Raw genomic sequence first — 20480 nt, 5'->3', positions numbered from 1 at the left:
AGGTAACTCTACCGGTTCTGGTCCTGGTTCCGGGCCTCGCCGCCGGCCCGTGGACGGACGGAGCCGCGCGTTTGCTTTCCCGTGAGGGCGTTGAGGACGGTCAGTTGCCGCAGGAGTCCGGTGACAGTTCCGGCGTTGTTAACCACCGCGTAATCCGAGCCCTGCAGCTGGGCTAGATAGGACAGCAGGTCAGCGCCCCGGTCACCTTCCTTGACGTAAGCGCCGGCAGCCAGAGGGTAGGCGACTGCGGTTGCCGGTGTCGCTGCCGCCAGCGCTTCGGGGACGTCCGCCGCGGCGGACTCGTCGACGACGGCGGCCGGCCGCAAGTCCGGGCCGTACAGCACGACGGCGGGCGCGCCCCGGGGCGAATGCCGCAGCACGTCCAGCACGCTCGCGGTGTCCGGAAGCCCGACGGCGGGTTCGGCCAGGGCCGCGGCGTCCACCAGGTGGAGCCTGCCCCGGTATCTGGCCTGCTGGATCGAGGCCGAGGCGCCCATCCACAGGAAGCCGCCCACCAGGACAGTGATCAGCATCAAGGACGTGTCCGGCCGGTTACCGCTCAGCAACGGCAGGACCACAAACCACGTTGCCAGGGCGATGACGATGATCCGCCCGGCCCAGCCGGCCGCGATAGTGCCCTGTTCGTGGCTGCCGGTGACTTTCCAGACCGCGGATTCCACCAGTCGCCCGCCGTCCAGCGGCAGGCCGGGGAGGACATTAAAGATGCCGATCAGCAGGTTGGCCCAGACGAAAATGTTGGCCAGGGTGTCCGCCACGCCGTGCAGCTGCCCGCCGGCGAGGACCAGCCAGCCGGCGCCGGCCAGCACCAGGTTGGCCACAGGTCCGGCCATGGCCACCAGCACAGACCGGCCAGGGGATGCGGTGAATTCTTCGAACTGGGTGTGGCCGCCCCACAGGTTGAGCACAATTTTCCGGGTCGGCCAGCGATAGAGGCGGGCGGTGAGCGCGTGGGCCAGTTCGTGCACCAGCACGGAGACCAGCAGCAGTACCGAGTACGCGAACGCCACGAGATAGGCCGAGGCGCCAAGCCGGGGATCGTTGTGTGCGAGCACCGGGCCATAGGCGATCACGGTGAAGGCGGCGATAGCGAACCACGAGTAGGCCAGCACCACGGGAATCCCGGCGATCCTGCCGAGCGGGATCCCGCCGCGGAGCGAGAACGGGACTTCCCCGGGCTCCCCTGTCGGGTTCCCTGCGGGCTTCTGCGGCGGCTGCTCAGTCAAGGCTCCGGCCCCCACGGGTTCCGGCCAGTTCGGGGATTGAGCCCGGGAGTCCGCCGTCGTTCGCGTGCCGGAGGGCGACGAGTTCTTCAAGGTCCGCAACACCGCGTCCGGCCAGGGTGTCCCACGTGGCGCGGCGCGGGTCATCCGGCAGCGGCACGAGGTGCGGGATGGCCACTGTGATGACACCGGACGCAACCGCCGCCGCCACGCCCGGCCCCGAGTCTTCCAGGGCCACGCAGTGCCGGTGGTCCAGGCTAGGGTCATCCTCCTGCAGGAGTTCCACCGCTTTGAGGTAAGCCTCCGGATGGGGCTTGCCCTGCGCCACGGTGTCCCCCGTGATGAGGAACTCGAAGTAGGGCTTGGGCAGGCTGGCCACGATCTCGCGGGCCAGCGGGGCCTCGGACATGGTCACAAGGGCGCAGCGGACGCCGGCGGTGTGCAGTTCCTCGAGCAGCTCGCGTGCCCCCGGACGCCAGGGGACGGACTGGCGGACCAGGCTGACGACATGCCCGGTCAGGGTGTCGATGATTTCGCGGACTTCGAGCTCGACGCCGGCGTCCTGCAGGATGCCGGCGGAGAAGACCAGTGACTGGCCAACAAGCTGCATCGCTTTTTCGTGCGACCACTGTCCGCCATGGGCCGCCACAAGGGCGTGCTCAGCTTCGATCCAGTAGCGTTCCGTGTCCACGATCGTGCCGTCCATGTCCCATAAGACGGCTTTGAGCGGGGGCTGGGAGGCTGGGGATCGCATGCCCTTCAGTCTACGGTGCGGGTACTGCGGGGTGCCCGGGGCTACGCCGTCGGCGAATTTCAAGGTGGCTTGGGCGTTTTCCTTCCTGCACGCGCCCGCGACTTGGACGTAGGGTGAACACATGAATAGCTTCGAGCCAGACACCGCGGAGACTGGCGCCACGCCTGAGCCGGAACGGCTGCTGCAGCCCGTGCCCGAGGGCCAGCGCGTCACCGTGATGCTCGCGGCCTTTGAGGGCTGGAACGACGCCGGTGAGGCCGCCAGTGATGCGTTGCGCTACCTCAACAAGCTGTGGGGCGGCAAGAAGGTCGGCTCCATTGATGCGGACGAATACTACGACTTCCAGTTCACCCGCCCCACGATCCGCCGGACGGCCTCCGGCGAGCGGAAGATCAAGTGGCCTTCCACCCGCATTTTCAAGGCCAGGGTGCCCGACTCAAACGTGGACGTCATCTTCGTCCAAGGCACGGAACCCTCGTACAAGTGGCGGGCCTACACGGCTGAGCTGCTGGTCCACGCGGAGGCGCTGAACGTGGACTACGTGGTGTTGGTCGGCGCCCTGCTCGCGGACGTGCCGCACAGCCGGCCGATTCCCGTCAGCGCCTCAACGGACGACGCCGCGCTGCGGGAACGGATGGACCTTGAGGCCTCGCAGTACGAGGGCCCGGTGGGGATTGTCGGCGTGCTCGGTGAAGTGGCGTTGCTTGCCGGCCTGCCTACAGTCTCGCTGTGGGCCGCGGTGCCGCACTACGTCGCGCAGGCACCCTCCCCGAAGGCCCAGCTGGCGTTGCTGCACCGGATCGAGGAGCTGCTGCAGGTTCCGGTGGACACCCAGGAACTGGTGGAGGACGCGGACGCGTGGGAGCGCGGCGTCGACGAGCTCGCCACCGAGGATCCCGAGATCGCTGCCTACGTCCGGCAGCTTGAAGAGGCGAAGGACACCGCCGACCTCCCGGAGGCCAGCGGTGAATCCATCGCCCGCGAATTCGAGCGGTACCTCAAGCGCCGCGGCAAGGACAAGCCCTAGCTTCCAGGCAGGCCCTTCGGTCCCGGCGCTGGTCATACCGCGCCGGGAGCTACCAGCCTAAAGTTCGACGCCGAGCAATGCGTCGACGGCGTCGCCCACGAGTGCGGCATCGGCCGCGGACCCCTGACCGGCGTCGGCCGTCAGCGCCGCGCCTGCCCAGGCGTCCACAGCTGCCAGTGCGCGGGGGGCGTCGAGGTCGTCCGAGAGTGCTGCCCGGAGCTGGCCAAGGAGCGGAGCGGCTGAACCTGAGGGCGCGACCTCGGCCGCGGCGCGCCAGGTGCGGAGGCGTTCTTTGGCTTCGGCGAAGCCCTCCGCCGTCCACGACCAGTCGCTGCGGTAGTGGTGGGCCAGGATGGCCAGCCGGATCGCGGCCGGTTCCTCACCTTCCGCCCGGAGCTTGGAGACGAGGACCAGGTTGCCCTTGGACTTGCTCATTTTCTCGCCGTCCAGCCCCACCATGCCGGCGTGGGTAAAGTGTTTGGCCAGCGGCACCCCCGTCAGGGAGTAGGCGTGGCCTGCGCCCATCTCGTGGTGCGGGAACACGAGGTCTGAGCCGCCGCCCTGCACAGTGAAGGGTGCGGGCAGGTACTGCTGGGCGATCACGGTACATTCAATGTGCCAGCCGGGACGGCCCGCACCCAGGGCGCCGCCGGGCCAGCTTGGTTCGCCGTCGCGGGCAACGCGCCACAACAACGGGTCCAGGGCCTGCCGCTTTCCGGCGCGGCCGGGGTCGCCACCGCGCTCGGCAAACAGCTCGAGCATTTCGGCGTCGGAGAGCCCGGAGACGGAGCCGAGGGTCCAGGCGTCTTCTGCCTCGGCAGAGTGCTTGCCGGCGGCCTCGACGTCGTAATAGACGTCCCCGTCAGGCTCGCCCGCTCCCCCGGCCACGCGGTACGCCAGGCCCCGCTCCAGGAGCGACTCGATGGCCGGAACAATCCGCGGGATCGCCTCGACGGCACCCACGTAGTGGTCCGGCGCGAGGACGTTGAGGGCTTCCATGTCGGTCTGGAACAACTCGATCTGGCTGGCGGCAAGTTCACGCCAGTCAACGCCGGTCGCCGTGGCGCGCTCCAGGAGCGGATCGTCGACGTCGGTGACGTTCTGCACGTAGGACACCTGCTGGCGGCCGTCGCGCCAGGCCCGGTTCAGCAGGTCGAAGGCCACGTAGCTGGCCGCGTGCCCCATGTGGGTGGCGTCGTACGGGGTGATGCCGCATACGTACATGGACTGCTGCCCGGTCGCCTCAAGGGTGGCCGGGCCTCCCGTTACGGTGTCGAAAAGTCGCAGTGCAGGCATACTGCCCGGAAGCTGGGGAACGGGGCGGGAGATCCAGGATTTCACATCCCAAGCCTAGTGCTAGGCGCTGATGACATTGAAACCGAGGAGCAGGTACAGGGCCAAGCCCAGCAGGATGCGGTACCAGACGAAGATGCGGTAGCTGCGGGTCGAGACGTAGCGCAGGAACCAGCCGATGATGACGTAACCGACCACGAAGGCGATCACGGTGGCCAGGGCGGTCTCGGGCAGGCCGTAGGGACCGGTGATCCCGTCCTTGGAAACCACCTTGTACAGCTGGTACAGGCCGCTGCCGAATACTGCCGGGATGGCGAGCAGGAATGAGTACCGGGCTGCGGCCTCCCTGGTGTAGCCCATCAGCAGGCCGGCCGTGATGGTGCCGCCGGAGCGCGAGACGCCGGGGATCAGGGCCATGGCCTGGGCGAGTCCGTAGAAGATGCCGTGCTTGTAGCTGAGGCTGGTGAGGTCGCGTTCCTGGCGCCCGACGGCGTCGGCTACGGCGAGGATCATGCCAAAGACGATCAACGTGGTGGCGACGATCCACAGGCTGCGCAGCACCGATTCAATCTGGTCCTGGAAGAGCAGGCCCAGGATGATGATCGGGAGGCTGCCCAGGATCACCAGCCAGCCCATCCGGGCGTCGGGATCCTGGCGGGAGACCCGGCCGGTGAGCGAGCCGAACCAGGCCTTGACGATCCTGACGATGTCACGCCAGAAGTAGACGATCACCGCGGTCTCGGTACCCAGCTGGGTGATGGCGGTAAAGGCGGCTCCGGGGTCCGCGGCGTTGGGAAGGAAGGCCCCCACAATCCGCAGGTGGGCGCTCGAGGAGATAGGGAGGAATTCTGTCAGTCCCTGTACAAGGCCCAGAAAGGCAGCTTCTAACCAGTTCACGTTTATAGACCCTACGTTATGGACGTTCCGAAGCACCGTAAGCTTGCAGGCATGCAGCAGCGTTATGTCGGCAACAGTGGGTTGCGTGTCTCGTCCCTTTCCCTTGGCACTATGTCGTGGGCCGGTGAGACGGATGAGCAGGACGCCTCGGCGCTGCTCCACGCCTTTGTCGACGGCGGCGGCACCCTGATCGACACCGCGGCGTCCTACGCCGGTGGCGGGGCCGAGGCGGTCCTCGGCGGAATGCTCGGCGACGTCGTCGCGCGGTCAGAGGTTGTTATCTCCACGAAAGCCGGGCTGACGACGTCGGGCAGCCGCCATAGCGTCGATACGTCCCGGAACGGGATGCTGTCCGGCCTCGACGCGAGCCTGGCCCGCCTCGGCACCGACTACGTGGACATCTGGTTCGCCCAGGCCTGGGATCCAAACGTGCCGTTGGAGGAAACCCTGTCGGCCCTGGAATTCGCGGTGCGGTCCGGCCGGGCGCGGTACGCCGGCATCTCCAACTTCACCGGCTGGCAGACGGCCAAGGCGGCCGCCGTGGCAGATTTCCCTCTGGTGGCCTGCCAGGCTGAGTACTCCCTGCTGCAGCGCAAGGCCGAAGCCGAACTGATTCCAGCCATCGAGGACGCCGGGCTCGGGCTGATGGCGTGGGGTCCGCTGGGCCGCGGGGTGCTCACCGGTAAATACCGCGGACACCTCCCGTCGGATTCCAGGGGTGCGCACCACAAACTGGCCGCTTACGTGGAGCCCTACCTTGAGGGCACCGCCTCCAGTGTTGTCGAGGCCGTCGCAATGGCGGCGAAGGGTTTGGGCCGGACTGCCCTGGACGTGTCCCTGAGCTGGCTCTTGTCGCAGCACGGCGTCGCCACGGCCGTGGTGGGGGCCCGGACGCCGGTCCAGTTGAAGGAAATTATGGACTCAGTGCTGACGCCATTGCCTCCTGAGATTGCGGCGGCTCTCGAGGACGTCTCCGCTCCCGCCTAACCCGCAGGATTCTTTCGGCCCATTCCGGGCAAACTCCCGGGTTCCGGACTTAATCTGAGTCCATGAACTTGCAGAACCTCGCGATAACGACCGGCGTTGTGCCCGTGGTTCTCTACATTCTGGCTGCCGCGTCCCTCGCTTGGCTGGTTTGGGGGCGCCGTCGGCATATCAGTCGCTGGGTGCCGGCCGCGGTTGTCGTGGCGGGCATTCTCAGCATTATAGTCTGGCTTTTTTCCGAACCTATCTGGAACCTGTGGGGTTCCCCGCTGCCCAAGCGCGTCTACGCGTTTGCAGGCATCGGCATCCTGGCGCTCCTCCTGGTGGTGCCGAAGATCCGGGACCTGCGGCGGCTGCCGGCCCGGATCGCCGTGCTGCCGGCGGCCCTTGTGGTGGTCCTGGCGTCCGGGTCCCTGATCAACCAGAACTTCGAGTACTACCCCACGCTTGGCTCCATCTTTGGGGACACCGGCGTGAAGATGGAAACCCTCGACCAGTTCAAGAACCAGGAACGCGGGAACCCGGTTCCGTTGTCGACGCCGAGTGAGGCTCCCACCACGCTGGCAAACTGGACGGCGCCGGAGGGTATGCCCAGCCAAGGGACCGTGATCCGGGCGTTCATCCCGGCACCCATCTCCCATGAGGTCTCCTCCACCGCCTTTGTCTACCTTCCCCCGGCGTACCTTTCCACTCCGCGGGCCGACCTGCCCGTGCTGGTCCTGATCCACGGAGTCCCGGGAGAACCGGTCGACTGGCTGCGCAACGGCCGGATCGCCCAGTTTATGGACGACTACGCGGCCTCGCACAAGGGGCTGGCGCCGATCATCGTGATGCCCGACGCCGGAGCCAAGTGGGCCAACTACCCCCCGCTGTGCATGAACAGCAAGCAAGGCCAGGCCGGCAGGTACCTCAGCGAGGACGTGCCCAACTGGATCAAGGCCACCTTCGGTGCCGGCAAGCACTCCACCAGCCAGTGGGCCATCGGCGGGTTCTCCTACGGCGGGACGTGCGCCATGCAGTTGGCCATGAACTACCCCGAGGTCTACCCGACGTTCATCGACAGCTCCGGCGAAAACCAGCCGACCATCCGGCAGGGCCACCAGGTGCTCCTGCAGCAGTACTTCGGCGGCAGCGCCGCGGAGTTCAAGAAGCAGAACGCCCTGGATGTCATCAAGACACGCAAGTACCCGCACACCGCCGGCATTGTCACCGTAGGCGCCGGGGATCCGTTCTTCCGGGCCCAGGGAGTCCAGGTCTACCAGGGCATGAAGAAGGCGGGTATCAACGTGCAGTTCCAGGAAGCGCCGGGCGGCCACGCCTGGACGGCCTGGAAGTACGGGGTCGAGAACAACATGGACTGGCTGATGACCCGCCTGGGGGTCAACGGCTGAGCTGCTGCTCGGGCTGGCCTGCCCGGACCGGCCGGCGCGCGGACTGCGGACCGGCGGTGACGTCGCGAAGCAGCCGCGCCGTATGGCGCAGTGACCAGGTTGGCAGATAGGCCTCGGCCAGGGCACGGCCGATCAGGGGCAGCGCCAGCGGATCCTGGTAAAGGATAAAGAGCGTCCGGTGCTGCGGCTGGAACCGCTGCTTGAACGCCGCCAGCGACCGGAAGCCATACACCGGCTCGAGGACGTCCCCCAGCCAGCGCAGCAGCCGGCCGGCGGGGGCTGCATCGACGTCGGCGGCCGCGACGTCCGGACCGCCGGGTTCCAGCACGGGAGCATCCTGCCCCCCGGATTGACCGCCCTGCCGGCGGCGCACCAGCGCCGTCGCCGKCACCAGGGGCGAGCCGGACAGCGAGATCTCGGTCATTGTGCCTTTGAAGCGGAGCACTGCGGAGGCGATCAGGAACTCCATCACGCCGTTAAAGCAGTCGTCGCGGCGGCGCATGAAGTCCAGCGTCCGGCTGACCAGTTCACCGTCGTGGAAGACCGGCAGCCAACTGGTGACGCCGAGGACCGCGCCAGCAGGGTCCACGGCCAGGCAGAGCAGCACGTGATCGTCCTTGAGTTGCTCCACGCCACCGAGGGTGAAGCCCATTTCCGGAAGCGACCGGGAGGCGGCCCACTGGCCGGAAATCTCGTGCACCTGGGTCTGCAAGGATCCCGGCAGGTCACTGTAGGCGCCCCAACGGGCGGTGATGCCAAGCTTCCTGGCCTTGTTCATGGCGGTCCGGACGCTTTGCCATTCCCGGCCCCGGAAGTCGACGTCGGCCAGGGGCAGGACGGTTTCCTGTGCCACCTCCAGGCTCTTGAAGCCCATGGACCGCAGCTCGGCACAGTGGGCGTCCGCCACGGAGTACCAGCACGGCGTGAGGGTCTGCTCCGCGCAGTATCTGGTGAATTCGCGCTCCGCGGCTGCGAAGTCCACGTCGTGGCCGAACGGGCCGCCCGCCGTCAGCGCGATGCCGTGCCGCAGCTGGTAGGCAATGCCCACCGTGCCGGCGGAGTTGAACCAGTACCGGTTGTTCGGCCACAGGGCCATCCACGAAAGTGATCCGCCGCCCTGGAAGACCAGCCGACGTGCGACGTCACGGTCGGTTTCCATACGGCGGTCCCAGAGCCGGCGCTTGGTGAAAATCACGAGGACGGCGATTAGGCAGATGAGCCAGAACGCAGCGCCGCCGTAGCTGAAGAGCAGCGAGGACCAGTAGCCCCGCGGGTGTACGGACACCGAGTACTTGAAGGAGAACGGGTAGGGCAGGAACATCCGCGGCAGGGTGGCCCCGAGAGCGAGCAGACCGGCACGGTGCCGGTCGTTGCCCTCGGCGAACCAGGCAATGACATACACAGCGACGAAGGCCCCGAAGACGGCCGGCACGATCACCAGTGCCCGGCGCCCGAGGACCGGATCCGTGTCCACGGCAAAGTGCCGGCGGTTGAACCACAGGGCAGCGGCAATGAGCAACGGCACCAGCACCACCGGAAGGATCTCCACGATGCCCGAGTCGACCGGAATCCTGCGCCGGCCGCTCCTGACGTACACCCCGAAGTGCGCGAAGAGCTGGAGGTACACCGCTGAGATCACCCCCACGGCCAGGTGCGCTCCGGTCGCGATCCACAGCGCCACCCGGTTCCCCCGCCGCAGCCCTTCCGCGCACGCGAGCAGGAGAAGCAGTGGCACCACCGACAGGGCCGCTCCCCCGGGCCCGTGCAGGCCGGGGCTGTGCATGATCTGGGGGCAACCGGCGTTGACGGCGGCGACGCAGTCGGTTTGGAGTTCGCTAAGGCTGGGCACGGGATTGACGATCAGGTTCCGGAGGGCCGCCAGCGGCCCGACGGGTGCCTGGGACAGTCCCGCCAGGACCGGACCTGCGGCGAAGACCGCCACGGTCATGGCCAGGACGGACCTGACGTCAGGGCCGGTCCAGGGGTTCTCCCCCGCGGTGCGCCGGTCCGCCGTCCGTAGCCCTGCACGCGTCACCGGAGGGGCTGAGGAACGGGCTGAGGAACGGGCTGAGGCCACGGACGCCGCCCATCCGCTGGCCAGCCCGCACAGCGCGCCAAGGAACGTGAGCAGGTTCTGGGGGTGGCCGACGTAGAGCAGGAGCATGATCGTCACCGCCAGGCCGACGGAGCGTACCCGCCGCCGCCACAGCGGACCAAGGGCCGGGCCCGCGGCCATGACGGCAGCCAGGCTTCCCGCGAAGGGGCCCGCCAATGCCGGGTGTTGCATGGAACTGAGCCAGCTGCTGCCGAGTTCATCACCGGCAGCTACGATCCCGACATAGAACAGGACGGCGGCCACATGGCCGGCTACCAGCGCCGCCGCGGCCTTTCCGCTTCCCAGCGCGAGTTCGGCGACGCCGACACATATGAGCAACACCAGGCTGGCAAGCACATACGAAGAGATGCCGCCGGGAAACAGCATGCTCGCCGGGATCGAAGCCCACTGTGAACTCGTCAGGGTGTCCGGGCCCACGTCCACGAACGCGCTCAACGCTGACGCCGGGCCGGAAATCAGGGATCCGGTGGCGGCGCCGGCTACCCACAGCAGGAGAACCGACAGCCACGTCACAGGGATCTGCCGCAGGCCATAGCCCAGTTGCGGCCTGGTCCGCCGGGTTGCTGTTGGCCCCTGCACACGTTCGTCCAAGCGGACCGGTGTGCTGCTCGTAGGCTTCATGTCCCCCGTCACTTCGAGTGCGGCAGCGCAACCCGTTACCGTGGCAGGGCTACGTCATGGCTGAAGCATATTCCGGTCCAGCCTGACGTTCGGGAGTAGTACGTACTCACTTTTCAGCACCCCCGGCTGGGCTACCACTCGGGTGCCGGCAAGTACCGTGCCGGCCTCCGGGGCCGTTACCGGATGGCGCCCCGCAGCAGCCTGGCGGTGTGCCGGATGGACATCGTGGGCAGGTAGGCCTCAGTGACGGCACGGCCGATGACCGGCAGCGCCAGGGCGTCGTGATACATCATGTACAGCGTCCGGTGGCGTGGGTGGAATCGCTGTTTGAAAGCGGCGAGGGACCGGAATCCGTACACGGGTTCGAGCACGGCGCCCAGCCAGTCGAGAAAGCGGCCGATCGTGGCGCCGTCGTGCGTCTTTTGGTCGGCGTCGCCGTCGCGGACGGGCGCCAGCGGCGAACCAGACAGCGAAATTTCAGGCATGCTGCCGTCGAAATGGAGGACCGCGGAGGCCAGCAGGAATTCCATCACGCCGTTGAAACCGTCGGGGCTTCGGCGCATGAAGTCCAGGGTGCGTCCGGTGACGGCATCGTCCGTGAACACGGGGAGCCAACTGGTCACGCCGTGGACCTTGCCTTCGGCGTCGACGGCAAGGCACAGCAACACGTTCTCGTCCTTCAGCTCCTCAATGCCGCCAAGGGTGAATCCCATCTCCGGAAGTGTTTTCTCCGAAACCCATTCCTCGGAAATCTCGTGGACCTGGGTCCGGAGCGGGCCCGGGAGCTCGGCGTAGGCACACCACCGCGCTTCGACGGAGAGTTTGCGGGCCTTGTTGAGGGCGGTGCGGACGCCCTGCCACTCCTTGCCTTTGAATTCAATGCTGCCCAGCGGCAGCAGGGTCTCCTCGGCTACACGCACACGGCTAAACCCGAGGCCCTGCAGCAGTGGCCAGTGTTCGTCGGTGACGGAATACCAGCAGGGGGCGAGGGACTCCTGGGCGCAGAACGCCGTGAATTCCGTGATGGCACCCTCCACGTCCTCGGCCCGGCCGAACGGTTCGCCGACGGTCAGCGCCACGTTGTAGTGCAGCTGGTAGGCAATGCCCACCGTCTCGGCGTCGTTGAACCAGTACCTGTTGTTGGGCCAGAGCGCCATCCAGGACAGCGAGCCGCCGCCTTGGCGGACCAGCCTCCGTGCCAGGGTGATTCCCCTGTCTGCCCGGAGGTCCCGGAGTTTACGGCTGGCGAACATGGCGAGGATGCTGATGAGGCAGATCAGCCAGAACACGGCCCCGCCGTAGCTGAAGATCAGCGGTGACCACACGCCGTGCGGATATACCGACACCGAGTAGCGGAAGGAGAAGGGGTAGGGAAGGAACATCCGCGGCAGGGTGGCAAGCAGGGCCACCAGCCCGGCCCTGTGGTGGTAGTTGTCCTCGGCGAACCACGCCACCACGTATGCGGCGACGAACACCGTAAAAACTCCGGCCAGCAGCAGCAGGGACCGCCGGCCGAGCACCGGATCCGCATCGACGTTGAAGTGCCTCCGGGAGGCAAACAAAGCCGCGGCGATGAGCAACGGCACCAGCACCACCGGCAGCACTTCAGTGACCCCGGCATCCACGGAGATCACCCGGGACCCGCTCCGGACGGACGCCCCGAACTGGGAGAACAGCTGCAAATAAATGGCGGAGAGCACGCCGATGACCAGCTGGACGGAGATCGCGACCCAGAGCGCGGCACGGTTGCCCCGGCGGAGTCCTTCGGCGCAGACCAGGAGGAGCACCAGCGGGACCAGGGACAGGGCTTCCAGGCCAGGGCCGCGGAGCCCCGGGCTGTGGATGATCTGGAGGCAGGATAGGTCGACGGCGGCCGAACAGCTCGCTTGGAGGTCGTTGATGGTGGGCAGCGGGTTTACCACCAGGTTCCGGAGCACGGCGAGCGGGCCCGAGGGTGCCTTGGCCAGGCTCGCCAGCGCCGGTCCGGCGGCAAAAACGGCGACCACCATAGATAGCAGCGCCCTGACTTCGCGGCTCGTGGAGTGCACAAAGTGGCCGGTCCCGCGCCGTCCGCCCAGGACGGCGCCGATGCCCAGGCCGCAAAAGACGCCCAGCATACTGTGCAGGCTCTGCGGGTGCCCGATGTACAGCAGCAGCATCACCGTCACGGCTATGGCTACGGAGCGTACCCGCCGGCGCCAGAGCGCGCTGATCCGTGGACTGGCTGCCATCAGGGCGGCCAGCGCCGCAGCAAACGGACCCATCAGCGCAGGGTGGCGGAGCGAGGCGAGCCAGTCGCTGCCGATCGCCGCCCCCAGCTCAACTGTTGCCACGTAGAGAAAGAGTGCCCCGAGGTGGCCTCCGACGAAGGCGATGGCCGTCCGGCGGACACCCATGGTGGCTTCGGCCAATCCGACGCACCCCAGGATCAGGGCAGTGGCGAGGATGTACGAAGCAAGAGGCCCGGGAAAGAAGACTGAGGAGAACACCGGCCACCAGCGCCCGGCCAGCAGGAGGTCAGGGCCTACCGAAACGGCGGCGAGCAGGCCCGGCGGGGGTCCGGAGACGACTGACCCGGTGCCGATTCCCAGGGTCCACATAAAGGCCGTCAGCGACAGGGCCAGCGGCATGCCCGCGGCGGTGCGGCCGAGCCGCCGCAACAATCGTCCCAGCAGCAGGGCAGGCCTGCTGCGGATCAATGGTGCAGGCAACAACATCCTCCGAAAATAACCCAACGTGGACCACGAACTCGGCTCATCGGTCGGAGCCAACAGGCCACCGAATGCATTCCGTGGGGAACATCCACAGAATATGCCTGCAAGCTGGGGAATTCCGGGGAGCAAGCTGGGGACGCCAGCGGAGTCGCCGGCGTCGTCCGTCCTGCTTAGTCCTTCAGGAGCTCGAGGTCTTCCTCGTCGTCCACGTCTTCGTCCTCGTCGTCGTCATCTTCTTCGTCAATGACTTCGAGGGGGGTCACCTCGCCGTACGCTTCGTAGAGGGAGTCGTCATAAACCTCGAAGGCATCGGCTACGGCGAAGAAGGCTGCCTCAACCGCGGGATCGCCGTCCCCCCGCCGTGCGGCGGAAGCGGCCAGATGTTCTTCGAGGGCGCCGGTTAGGGACTGAAGCGCGACACGCGGATCGATGCTCATGACTTCACGTTAGCCCGAAAAAGACGAAAATGGAGAGCGATGAAGGAACATTTTCTGAACAGCTCGGTCCGTCGGGAACGGGACTACGCACGTCAGTACGAGTACCTCGTATTGACGGTCAGCCCTGAGGATTCGCTGCCCGAGGCCCGCCGGGTTCTTGCGGCGCATTCCGAGTACGGTAAGTGGGAGCTCGAACGCAGCGTCCTGTACGTGGGCGGCGGACGGCGCTTCTGGCTTCGCCGTAAGGTGATCCAGGTCCAGCGGACCGTCTAGGCTCAGCTGGCTAGGACTCCAGGGGACCCAGCCATGCCGACGCCACCGTGCCGTGCGCTGATTCGTCGTCCGACGGGTGGAATATACCCGCCAGGACATCTCGGTAAAGCCGTTCCAGCTCCGAACCCCGGAAGTAGCTCGATCCCCCGGAGACCCTGATGGCCAGGTCCACCACGGTGCGGGCGGTCTCGGTGGCACGCACCTTGACCCCGACGAGCTTGGGGAACCACTGTCCGCCGTGGTCGGCGAGGGCGTCGACGTCAGCCGCGACGGTGGCCAGCTGCGGGTAGAGGGCATCCATGGCCATCGCAGCCTCCGCCACCTTCCACCGGATATCAGGATCCTGGGCATAGCTGCGGCCGCCGTTCTTGAACGAGGTACGGCGCTTGACCGCCTCGACGCCCAACTGCAGGGCCCTTTCGCCAATCCCCGTGTACACCGCGGCCAGCAGGGTCTCAAAGCAGGCAAAGATGGCGAAAATCAGCGGATCGGCGTTCGGACCGACCGGGAGCTTGCGGAAAATACGGGCCGGCGGCACCACAGCTCCCTCGAGGACGGTGGTGTTCGACTGGCTGGCCCGCATCCCCAGGGTGTCCCAGTCGGGCAGGATCTGGTACCCGGGAGTCTCGCGGTCAATAAAGCCGTGTACCAGCTCGCCGTCGCCGTCCCGGGCAGCTGCGTCCTTGCCGAAGATCCCCAGCCGGGTCCACGCCGGCGAGAGGCTCGTAAAGATTTTTCGTCCGGTGAACCCGTAGCTGCCGTCCGGCAGCGGCGTCGCCTCCGTACGGGAGTCGAAGAGCACGGAATCGTTGCCGGCCTCCGAATTGCCGAAGGCAAAGATTTCCCCCTGGGCCGCCTCTTGCAGGACGAAGTCCAGGGACGAATCACCGCGGGCGGCCAGCACATGCGCGACGCCGGTCCAGACCAGGTGCATGTTGATCGCCAGCGCCGTGGCCGGGGCCGCCGTTGCCAGCCGCCGTTGCAGTTGCGCGGCGCCGGCCAGGCCCAGGCCCAGCCCGCCGTCGGCCTCCGGGACGAAGATCTTCAGGTAGCCGGCGTCCGCTAGGTCCCGCAGGTCTTCGGTGAAAAACGTGTTCTCACTGTCATAGCCGGCCGCACGGCTGCGGATACGCTCCAGCAGGGCATCGGGAAGGATCTGCTCCAGGGAGGTCGTGGAGAGGGACATACGCTGTTCTTCCGCTCAGTAGTTGCTTAGCAGGGTGTTCAGCACCCTGGCGCCAAACTTCAGCGAGTCCGCGGGCACCCGCTCGTCCACGCCGTGGAACATACCCGTGAAGTCGAGCTCGTCCGGCAGCATCAGCGGCGCGAAGCCGTAACCGGTGATGCCGAGCCGGCTGAGGGCCTTGTTGTCCGTTCCGCCGGAGAGCGTGTAGGGCAGCACCTTCGCACCGGGGTCTTCGGAGTGGAGGGCGTCGATCATGGAGTCGACCAGGTTTCCGGCGAACGGCACCTCGAGGGAGACATCCTTGTGGACGTAGCTCACATCCACCCCGCTGCCGGCCAGGTCCCGGACAATTTCGAGGACCTGGTCCTGCTGGCCGGGCAGCGTCCGGCAGTCCACCAGGGCTTCCGCCGATTCGGGGATGACGTTGTGCTTGTAGCCGCCCTTGAGCAGGGTGGGGTTGGTGGTGTTCTGCAGCGTGGCGCCGACAAAGCGGGCCACGGTGCCGAGTTCCTTCAGGATCTTGTCGGGATCATCCGGGTCGAACTCCACCCCGGTGAGTTCCGTCACGCCGTCGAGGAATTGCCGGGTGGTGGGCGTCAGCTCCACCGGCCACTTGTATTCGCCGATCCGAGAGACGGCGCTGGCCAGCCGGGTCACGGCGTTGTCAGTATTGATCTGCGATCCGTGACCGGCGCGGCCGTGGGCCACCAGCCGCAGCCAGGAAAGACCCTTCTCGGCCGTCTGCAGCAAGTAGGTGCGCTGGCCCCCGATCGTGGCGGAGAACCCGCCGACCTCGGAGATCGCCTCGGTGGCGCCCTCGAAGAGCTCGGGGCGGTGTTCGACGGCGTAGCCCGCGCCGTACTTGCCGCCGGCTTCCTCGTCGGCGAAGAATGCGAAGATCAGGTCCCGCTTGGGTTTGCGGCCGGTCCTGGCAAAGTCCCGCAGGACGGACAGGATCATCGCATCCATGTCCTTCATGTCCACGGCGCCGCGGCCCCAGATCAGGCCGTCCTTGAGCTCGGCGCCGAAGGGATCCACGGACCACTGCTCACGGAGGGCAGGGACGACGTCGAGGTGGCCGTGAACCACCAAGGCGCTGGCGGACGGGTCCTCCCCGGCCAGCCGGGTGACCACACTGGCGCGGCCCGGGGCGGATTCGAAGATCTCGGCTTCCAGCCCTACCTCCGAGATGAGCCCTGCGGTGTACTCGGCGGCTGCGCGCTCCCCCGGGCCGGACCCATCGCCGAAGTTGGATGTGTCTATCCTGATCAGTTCCTGGCAGATCCGGACGACCTCGTCTTCGGGCCGAATGTCAGTCATATCGCTCCTCGTCGCAGTGGCTCAGTACTGGCTTCAGCCTACCCATTGGCCCCGATTATTTGTTTCCGGAAACTTCGTGTAGAGTCTTTCTCGCTGCTTCCGAGAAAAGCAAAACGCTGAAAGGCGAAATTCTTCCCGGAAATACCACCTGCGCGGGTGGCGGAATGGCAGACGCGCTAGCTTGAGGTGCTAGTCCTCGAAAGGGGGTGGGGGTTCAAGTCCCCCTCCGCGCACAATGAGAAAGGCCCTTAGGATCCACGGATTCTAGGGGCCTTTTCTTTGCTATCCAAGCTAACTCCGGGTTCGCCCTCAGACTCCCACCGAAGCGGCCTCGTTCCGTCCCGGTCGCCGAGAGAACGGCAGCCGCGTCTCAGACGTTGGCCGTGAAATAGTTGGCGACCTCGTAATAGGTGGTCGTCGGGGGTGCCGGGAAGCCGGCCTCCATACTGAGCGGCCCGATCTTCTCCTGAGCGAACTGGTCGTACCGTTCGCGGGATTCCCACACGTCGGTGATGAGCAACTTGCCATCCGTTTCGGCGGCCCAGTGGGAAATGGACCCTTCCGGGCCGGGTCCGCCCGGGGTGAGGCCCATTTTCTGGTTGACCTCGTTGTACTGCGCCAAGGTGGCGCCCTTGAATTCCATGATGATTGCGACAGCCATTTCGTGCTCCTCTGCACTTGCAGGCACGCAAGTTGCGGCCCGCGATTGAACCGGCAATTCCCGGTTTACGCTTCCCGTCCGACGCCGTCAACGGTCTTTCGCGCCCGCCCGGGAGCATACTTGGACCATGACGGACCGTGAGGATTTCCTGGTCTGGGTGGAGTCAGCGCTCCACCAGGCGGAACTTGCACTGCACAGCGGGGATGCTGGACCGCGGCGGCGCATCTGGTCGCGCACGGAACCCGTCAGTGTCCTCGGGGCGTGGCGCAACGCGCAGGGTGTAAGCGAACTCGATGAGCTGTTTAGCGCGTTGGAGAAGAGCTTCTCGAACTGCACCTCGTACAGCTTCGAGGTTCTGTCATACGACGTCGTAGGCGACATGGCCTATACGGCGGGCCTGGAGCACATTTCCGCGGAGGTTGACGGCACCCCGCGCACCTATACCCTCAGGGCTACCCAGGTGTACCGCCGGGAGGCGGGCCAGTGGCGGGTGGCACACCGTCACGGCGACACCGTAGTCCCGGAGGCGTAGTCCCAGAGCCTTAGTCACAGAACCGTAGGCCGGCCGCTAGACGGCGAGCAGGTCCGCCGGCATGTGCCCTGTCAGGGACGCCAGGGCACGGGGCCGCACGTCGGCCCACTCTTCAGTCAGCATGGACAGGATGACGAAGTCCCGCCACATGCCGTCGACGTTTCGGGAGGACCGCCGTCGGGTCCCTTCGGCCGTAAAACCGAACCGTACCAGCGAGGCCAGGGACCGTTGGTTGCGGGCATCAACGTCGCACTCCACCCGGCCGGCGCCGCTGGAGAACAGCCAGTCGAGCAGGGAAATTTTCACTTCGTGATTCACCTTGGCGCCCCAGAAATCCGGATCGAGGACGGTCCGGCCGATTTTCACCCGCTCGGTCCAGGCGTCGTGCTCGGTGATCCCGGTTGTCCCGATGAATCTGGACTGGCCCAGCGGAAGCTGCTGATAGACCGAAAAGACCTGCAGCCCGGCGAAGCGGCGGTCCACGAAAGCGTTCAGGGCGCGCTCCCCCGCGGGCCGGGGTTCACTGTCGCTGAAGCCCTGCGACCAGATTTCGTCGCGGGCCAGCAGGCGCGCGAGCGGCTCGACGTCGAGGGGTGTGAACGGTGCCAGGACAAACCTGCCGGTGACCGTGTGAAGGGTCGGCAGGGTGTCAGGAAGCAGCAGCGCCATTGCGGCCTTTCTGGTGCGCGGTGATGCGCCGGTCAGGGGGAAACGGGGGCCAGGAATGTCCGCTGAAATGCGCTGGCAAGAGAAATTATCACCCCGGAACCGCACCCCGCAACGACACGCGGGAACCGGCCCGGCAGCAGCGCCTCCGCCGGTCCGTCCGGCGTTGTTGCAGGCCGGTTAATAGACTTCCGGCACTGGCTGACCGGCGGCGGGATGGAGGGCCTGCTGGACTGTTTGGAGGAGGGACCGGAACCGCTCGTCACCGGGCAGATCCTCGATCAGGACGACGCCGTCGGGCCCCGCCAGCGGGATGCGCCAGTTCGGATATTCGGTACTCGTTCCCGGCTGGTTCTGGATCCGGCTCTCCCCTACGGCGTCCACCAGCGCCACCCCCAGCAAGGACGACGGCGTCAGGGCGGTGAACTCATACAGCGCCTCGACGGTGGCTTGCTCCCCTGCCTCCCCCGTTGCCGGCAGCAGCCCGCGCTCCCGAACCAAAGCCAGCACGGCCTCCTGTTCGGCGGCATCCGCGGTCCGTTCCTCCGCGACAGGTCGCCGCAGCAGTCCGAGAGACTCACGGAGGGCTACGTGCACACCCGCCAGGTAGCCCGCGGTCGGCGGCAGGTCATGGGTGTTGACGCTCGTGAGGCACGCCGGCCGGTACCGCTCGGGGACGAGCGGGCCGTCGTCGTCGTGCTCGAACCACAGAATCGAGGTGCCGAAGATGCCCCGCTCGGCCAGATAGTCCCGCACCCAGGGCTCAAACACGCCAAGGTCCTCCCCGATGACCACCGCCCCGGCACGCTGGGCCTCCAGGGCTAGGATCCCGATCAGCGCCTCGTGATCGTAGTAGACGTACGTTCCCTGGTCCGGCCCTGCGCCCTCGGGGATCCACCAGAGCCGGAACAGGCCGAGAATGTGGTCCACCCGAATGCCGCCCGCATGGCGCAGCACGGTCCGCAACATGTCGCGGTAGGCGGCGTAGCCGGATTCCGCGAGCCGGGCCGGGTGCCAGGGCGGCTGGGTCCAGTTCTGGCCCTGTTGATTGAACATATCCGGCGGGGCGCCCACCGTGACGCCCTGGGCCAGGACACCGGCGAGGGTCCAGGCGTCCGCCCCGCCGCGCTTCACCCCGACTGCGAGGTCGTGGATGATGCCGAGGCCCATGCCGGCCCGGCGTGCGGCGTCCTGGGCCGATTCCAGCTGCTGGTCGCAGATCCATTGCAGCCAGCGGTAGAAGTCGATCCGGTCCGCGAGCGCAACGCGTTGTCCTTCGCAGTAAGCGCTATCCGGGGAGACGGCGTCTCCGGCCCACTCGGCAGCCCCGGGGTCCAGGGTTTCGGCGAGCGCGCACCACAGCGCGAAGTCGTCCAAACCCCGGCCATGCTCCCGGCAGAAGTCACTGAAGTATCGGGAGCGGCCCGGGCCCCGCCAGACACGGAACACGAGCTCCAGCGCAGTCAGCTTCGCCGCGTAACTGGAATTGCGGTCCAACAGCTCCGCCTGTGTGTTGGCAGCCTTTTGGCTGGCGGCCAGCCGGGATGCCTCGGCGAGTGCGCCCGGCTCGAGGTAGGCGTACTCCGGAATGTCCTCAACCCGGATGTACAGGGGGTTGAAGAACCGCCGCGTGGCCGGCAGATACGGGGAGTCCTCGACCGGGGGCCGCGGTTCGGCGGCGTGCAGCGGGTTCACCAGGACGAACCCGGCTCCCTCCGCACCCGCCACCGCGGCCAGCTCCGCCAGATCCGCGAAGTCGCCGATGCCCCAGGACCGCCCGGACCGGACGGAGTAGAGCTGTGCCGTCAGCCCCCAGCTGCGGCGCCCTCCGAGGGCGGCGGTGGTGCGCAGCCTGTCCGGCGTCACCACCAGCGGGCACTGGGCGCTCCGTCCTGCGGTGTCCGCGTGGATGGTGTGCCAGCCGAGGCCCAGGCCATCAGGCACCGCGAAACTGGCCTGCCCGGTCAGGACGCCGTCCACGTCGACGGGAGGCTCCCAGTTCTCCAACTGCCGGGCCTCGTGCCGGTCTCCGTCCTCGGCCACGATCCACACACTGACGCTGCTCCCGTGCGGGACGTGGACGTGGAACGACGCCGCCGCCCCCTCCCGCGCTACCACGATGGGAGGCAGCAGCCGGCGCCACGGCGCCTTTCCGGCGTCCTCCAGGGCGAGCCGCATTTGCTTCGACCCCGTGCAGGGAACGCCGAGGGCGGTAAGGACGCCGCGCAGGGTCTCGGCGGCGACGGACCTCTCCGCCCCGTCCCAGCCCCAATAGGAGGTGTCCACCCCATGGGCAGCCGCCAGCCCGCGGAGCAGGGCATCGTCGTCCGCCGGTTCCTGGCGGGAATTCGCCGCGAGATCGTCCAT

The 20480-nt window shown here is 67.1% G+C and carries 17 protein-coding genes and 1 tRNA gene; 6 read left to right on the top strand and 12 right to left on the bottom strand.

Features of this window, described 5'->3' with window-relative positions; genetic code table 11:
* Window positions 1–8 precede the first annotated feature (8 nt).
* Both AC1DBE_RS01590 and AC1DBE_RS01585 read right to left on the bottom strand, forming a co-directional pair.
* The gene (locus AC1DBE_RS01590) at window positions 9–1163 is read right to left on the bottom strand and encodes a site-2 protease family protein (RefSeq protein WP_476879335.1); all 1155 of its coding nucleotides are present in this window, start codon (window positions 1161–1163) and stop codon (window positions 9–11) included.
* Between the two features lie 73 nt (window positions 1164–1236).
* The gene (locus tag AC1DBE_RS01585; RefSeq protein ID WP_476969406.1) at window positions 1237–1995 is read right to left on the bottom strand and encodes an HAD family hydrolase; all 759 of its coding nucleotides are present in this window, start codon (window positions 1993–1995) and stop codon (window positions 1237–1239) included.
* 121 nt (window positions 1996–2116) lie between these two features.
* Here AC1DBE_RS01585 and AC1DBE_RS01580 point away from each other — a divergent pair, with 121 nt between their 5' ends.
* Window positions 2117–3022: a PAC2 family protein gene (locus AC1DBE_RS01580; protein WP_476879332.1), complete on the top strand. Its 906-nt coding sequence runs from the start codon at window positions 2117–2119 to the stop codon at window positions 3020–3022.
* 57 nt (window positions 3023–3079) lie between these two features.
* Here the strand turns inward: AC1DBE_RS01580 and mshC are convergent, their stop codons facing one another.
* Entirely contained in the window at window positions 3080–4363 is a 1284-nt protein-coding gene (mshC, locus tag AC1DBE_RS01575) for a cysteine--1-D-myo-inosityl 2-amino-2-deoxy-alpha-D-glucopyranoside ligase (protein WP_476969405.1), read from the bottom strand.
* Window positions 4364–4378: 15 nt separating this feature from the next.
* The gene (locus AC1DBE_RS01570; protein ID WP_476879331.1) at window positions 4379–5212 is read right to left on the bottom strand and encodes an undecaprenyl-diphosphate phosphatase; all 834 of its coding nucleotides are present in this window, start codon (window positions 5210–5212) and stop codon (window positions 4379–4381) included.
* Between the two features lie 51 nt (window positions 5213–5263).
* On the opposite strand from AC1DBE_RS01570, the gene AC1DBE_RS01565 reads away from it, so the two are divergent.
* Both AC1DBE_RS01565 and AC1DBE_RS01560 read left to right on the top strand, forming a co-directional pair.
* Window positions 5264–6199 carry an aldo/keto reductase gene (locus tag AC1DBE_RS01565; RefSeq protein WP_476969404.1) on the top strand — a complete coding sequence of 312 codons (936 nt, stop codon included), beginning with the start codon at window positions 5264–5266 and terminating at the stop codon, window positions 6197–6199.
* 62 nt (window positions 6200–6261) lie between these two features.
* Window positions 6262–7587, top strand: coding sequence for an alpha/beta hydrolase (locus tag AC1DBE_RS01560; protein WP_476903383.1), 1326 nt, complete (start codon window positions 6262–6264; stop codon window positions 7585–7587).
* On the opposite strand, the gene AC1DBE_RS01555 is transcribed toward AC1DBE_RS01560, so the two are convergent.
* The 3 genes from AC1DBE_RS01555 to AC1DBE_RS01545 all read right to left on the bottom strand — a co-directional run bounded on the left by AC1DBE_RS01555 (window position 7577) and on the right by AC1DBE_RS01545 (window position 13475).
* Complete coding sequence (locus tag AC1DBE_RS01555) at window positions 7577–10282, bottom strand: bifunctional lysylphosphatidylglycerol flippase/synthetase MprF (RefSeq protein ID WP_476969403.1); 2706 nt, start codon at window positions 10280–10282, stop codon at window positions 7577–7579. The genes AC1DBE_RS01560 and AC1DBE_RS01555 overlap by 11 nt on opposite strands.
* A gap of 218 nt (window positions 10283–10500) precedes the next feature.
* On the bottom strand, window positions 10501–13035 hold the full coding sequence (locus AC1DBE_RS01550; protein ID WP_476969402.1) for a bifunctional lysylphosphatidylglycerol flippase/synthetase MprF: 2535 nt from the start codon (window positions 13033–13035) through the stop codon (window positions 10501–10503).
* 173 nt (window positions 13036–13208) lie between these two features.
* Entirely contained in the window at window positions 13209–13475 is a 267-nt protein-coding gene (locus AC1DBE_RS01545) for a hypothetical protein (protein ID WP_476880701.1), read from the bottom strand.
* A gap of 39 nt (window positions 13476–13514) precedes the next feature.
* Between AC1DBE_RS01545 and AC1DBE_RS01540 the strand changes: the two genes are divergently transcribed.
* Window positions 13515–13748, top strand: a complete 234-nt coding sequence (locus AC1DBE_RS01540) for a DUF5703 family protein (RefSeq protein ID WP_476969401.1) — start codon at window positions 13515–13517, stop codon at window positions 13746–13748.
* Between the two features lie 10 nt (window positions 13749–13758).
* On the opposite strand, the gene AC1DBE_RS01535 is transcribed toward AC1DBE_RS01540, so the two are convergent.
* Window positions 13759–14934, bottom strand: a complete 1176-nt coding sequence (locus AC1DBE_RS01535) for an acyl-CoA dehydrogenase family protein (RefSeq protein ID WP_476969400.1) — start codon at window positions 14932–14934, stop codon at window positions 13759–13761.
* A 15-nt stretch (window positions 14935–14949) separates the two neighbouring features.
* Window positions 14950–16254 carry a M20/M25/M40 family metallo-hydrolase gene (locus tag AC1DBE_RS01530; RefSeq protein WP_476879157.1) on the bottom strand — a complete coding sequence of 435 codons (1305 nt, stop codon included), beginning with the start codon at window positions 16252–16254 and terminating at the stop codon, window positions 14950–14952.
* A gap of 150 nt (window positions 16255–16404) precedes the next feature.
* On the opposite strand from AC1DBE_RS01530, the gene AC1DBE_RS01525 reads away from it, so the two are divergent.
* Window positions 16405–16487 (top strand) — tRNA-Leu (locus AC1DBE_RS01525).
* Window positions 16488–16624: 137 nt separating this feature from the next.
* Here AC1DBE_RS01525 and AC1DBE_RS01520 read toward each other — a convergent pair.
* The gene (locus tag AC1DBE_RS01520) at window positions 16625–16915 is read right to left on the bottom strand and encodes a hypothetical protein (RefSeq protein WP_476879158.1); all 291 of its coding nucleotides are present in this window, start codon (window positions 16913–16915) and stop codon (window positions 16625–16627) included.
* Between the two features lie 127 nt (window positions 16916–17042).
* Between AC1DBE_RS01520 and AC1DBE_RS01515 the strand changes: the two genes are divergently transcribed.
* Window positions 17043–17447 carry a nuclear transport factor 2 family protein gene (locus tag AC1DBE_RS01515; RefSeq protein WP_476879159.1) on the top strand — a complete coding sequence of 135 codons (405 nt, stop codon included), beginning with the start codon at window positions 17043–17045 and terminating at the stop codon, window positions 17445–17447.
* 36 nt (window positions 17448–17483) lie between these two features.
* Here the strand turns inward: AC1DBE_RS01515 and AC1DBE_RS01510 are convergent, their stop codons facing one another.
* A complete protein-coding gene (locus AC1DBE_RS01510; RefSeq protein ID WP_476879160.1) occupies window positions 17484–18116 on the bottom strand; it encodes a GNAT family N-acetyltransferase in 633 nt (210 codons plus the stop codon).
* Between the two features lie 177 nt (window positions 18117–18293).
* Window positions 18294–20480 carry a 4-alpha-glucanotransferase gene (malQ, locus tag AC1DBE_RS01505; RefSeq protein ID WP_476969399.1) on the bottom strand — a complete coding sequence of 729 codons (2187 nt, stop codon included), beginning with the start codon at window positions 20478–20480 and terminating at the stop codon, window positions 18294–18296.

The sequence above is a fragment of the Arthrobacter sp. 10T416 genome (assembly GCF_056394165.1).
Note: the sequence above shows the minus strand (reverse complement) of the source record. Positions and strands in the feature narration are given on the sequence as shown.

Coding starts and splice junctions, on each gene's coding strand:
- AC1DBE_RS01585 (WP_476969406.1), bottom strand. CDS start 1,995: ATGCGATCCCCAGCCTCCCAGCCCCCGCTCAAAGCCGTCTTATGGGAC.
- AC1DBE_RS01580 (WP_476879332.1), top strand. CDS start 2,117: ATGAATAGCTTCGAGCCAGACACCGCGGAGACTGGCGCCACGCCTGAG.
- AC1DBE_RS01565 (WP_476969404.1), top strand. CDS start 5,264: ATGCAGCAGCGTTATGTCGGCAACAGTGGGTTGCGTGTCTCGTCCCTT.
- AC1DBE_RS01560 (WP_476903383.1), top strand. CDS start 6,262: ATGAACTTGCAGAACCTCGCGATAACGACCGGCGTTGTGCCCGTGGTT.
- AC1DBE_RS01545 (WP_476880701.1), bottom strand. CDS start 13,475: ATGAGCATCGATCCGCGTGTCGCGCTTCAGTCCCTAACCGGCGCCCTC.
- AC1DBE_RS01540 (WP_476969401.1), top strand. CDS start 13,515: ATGAAGGAACATTTTCTGAACAGCTCGGTCCGTCGGGAACGGGACTAC.
- AC1DBE_RS01535 (WP_476969400.1), bottom strand. CDS start 14,934: ATGTCCCTCTCCACGACCTCCCTGGAGCAGATCCTTCCCGATGCCCTG.
- AC1DBE_RS01530 (WP_476879157.1), bottom strand. CDS start 16,254: ATGACTGACATTCGGCCCGAAGACGAGGTCGTCCGGATCTGCCAGGAA.
- AC1DBE_RS01520 (WP_476879158.1), bottom strand. CDS start 16,915: ATGGCTGTCGCAATCATCATGGAATTCAAGGGCGCCACCTTGGCGCAG.
- AC1DBE_RS01515 (WP_476879159.1), top strand. CDS start 17,043: ATGACGGACCGTGAGGATTTCCTGGTCTGGGTGGAGTCAGCGCTCCAC.
- AC1DBE_RS01510 (WP_476879160.1), bottom strand. CDS start 18,116: ATGGCGCTGCTGCTTCCTGACACCCTGCCGACCCTTCACACGGTCACC.
- malQ (WP_476969399.1), bottom strand. CDS start 20,480: ATGGACGATCTCGCGGCGAATTCCCGCCAGGAACCGGCGGACGACGAT.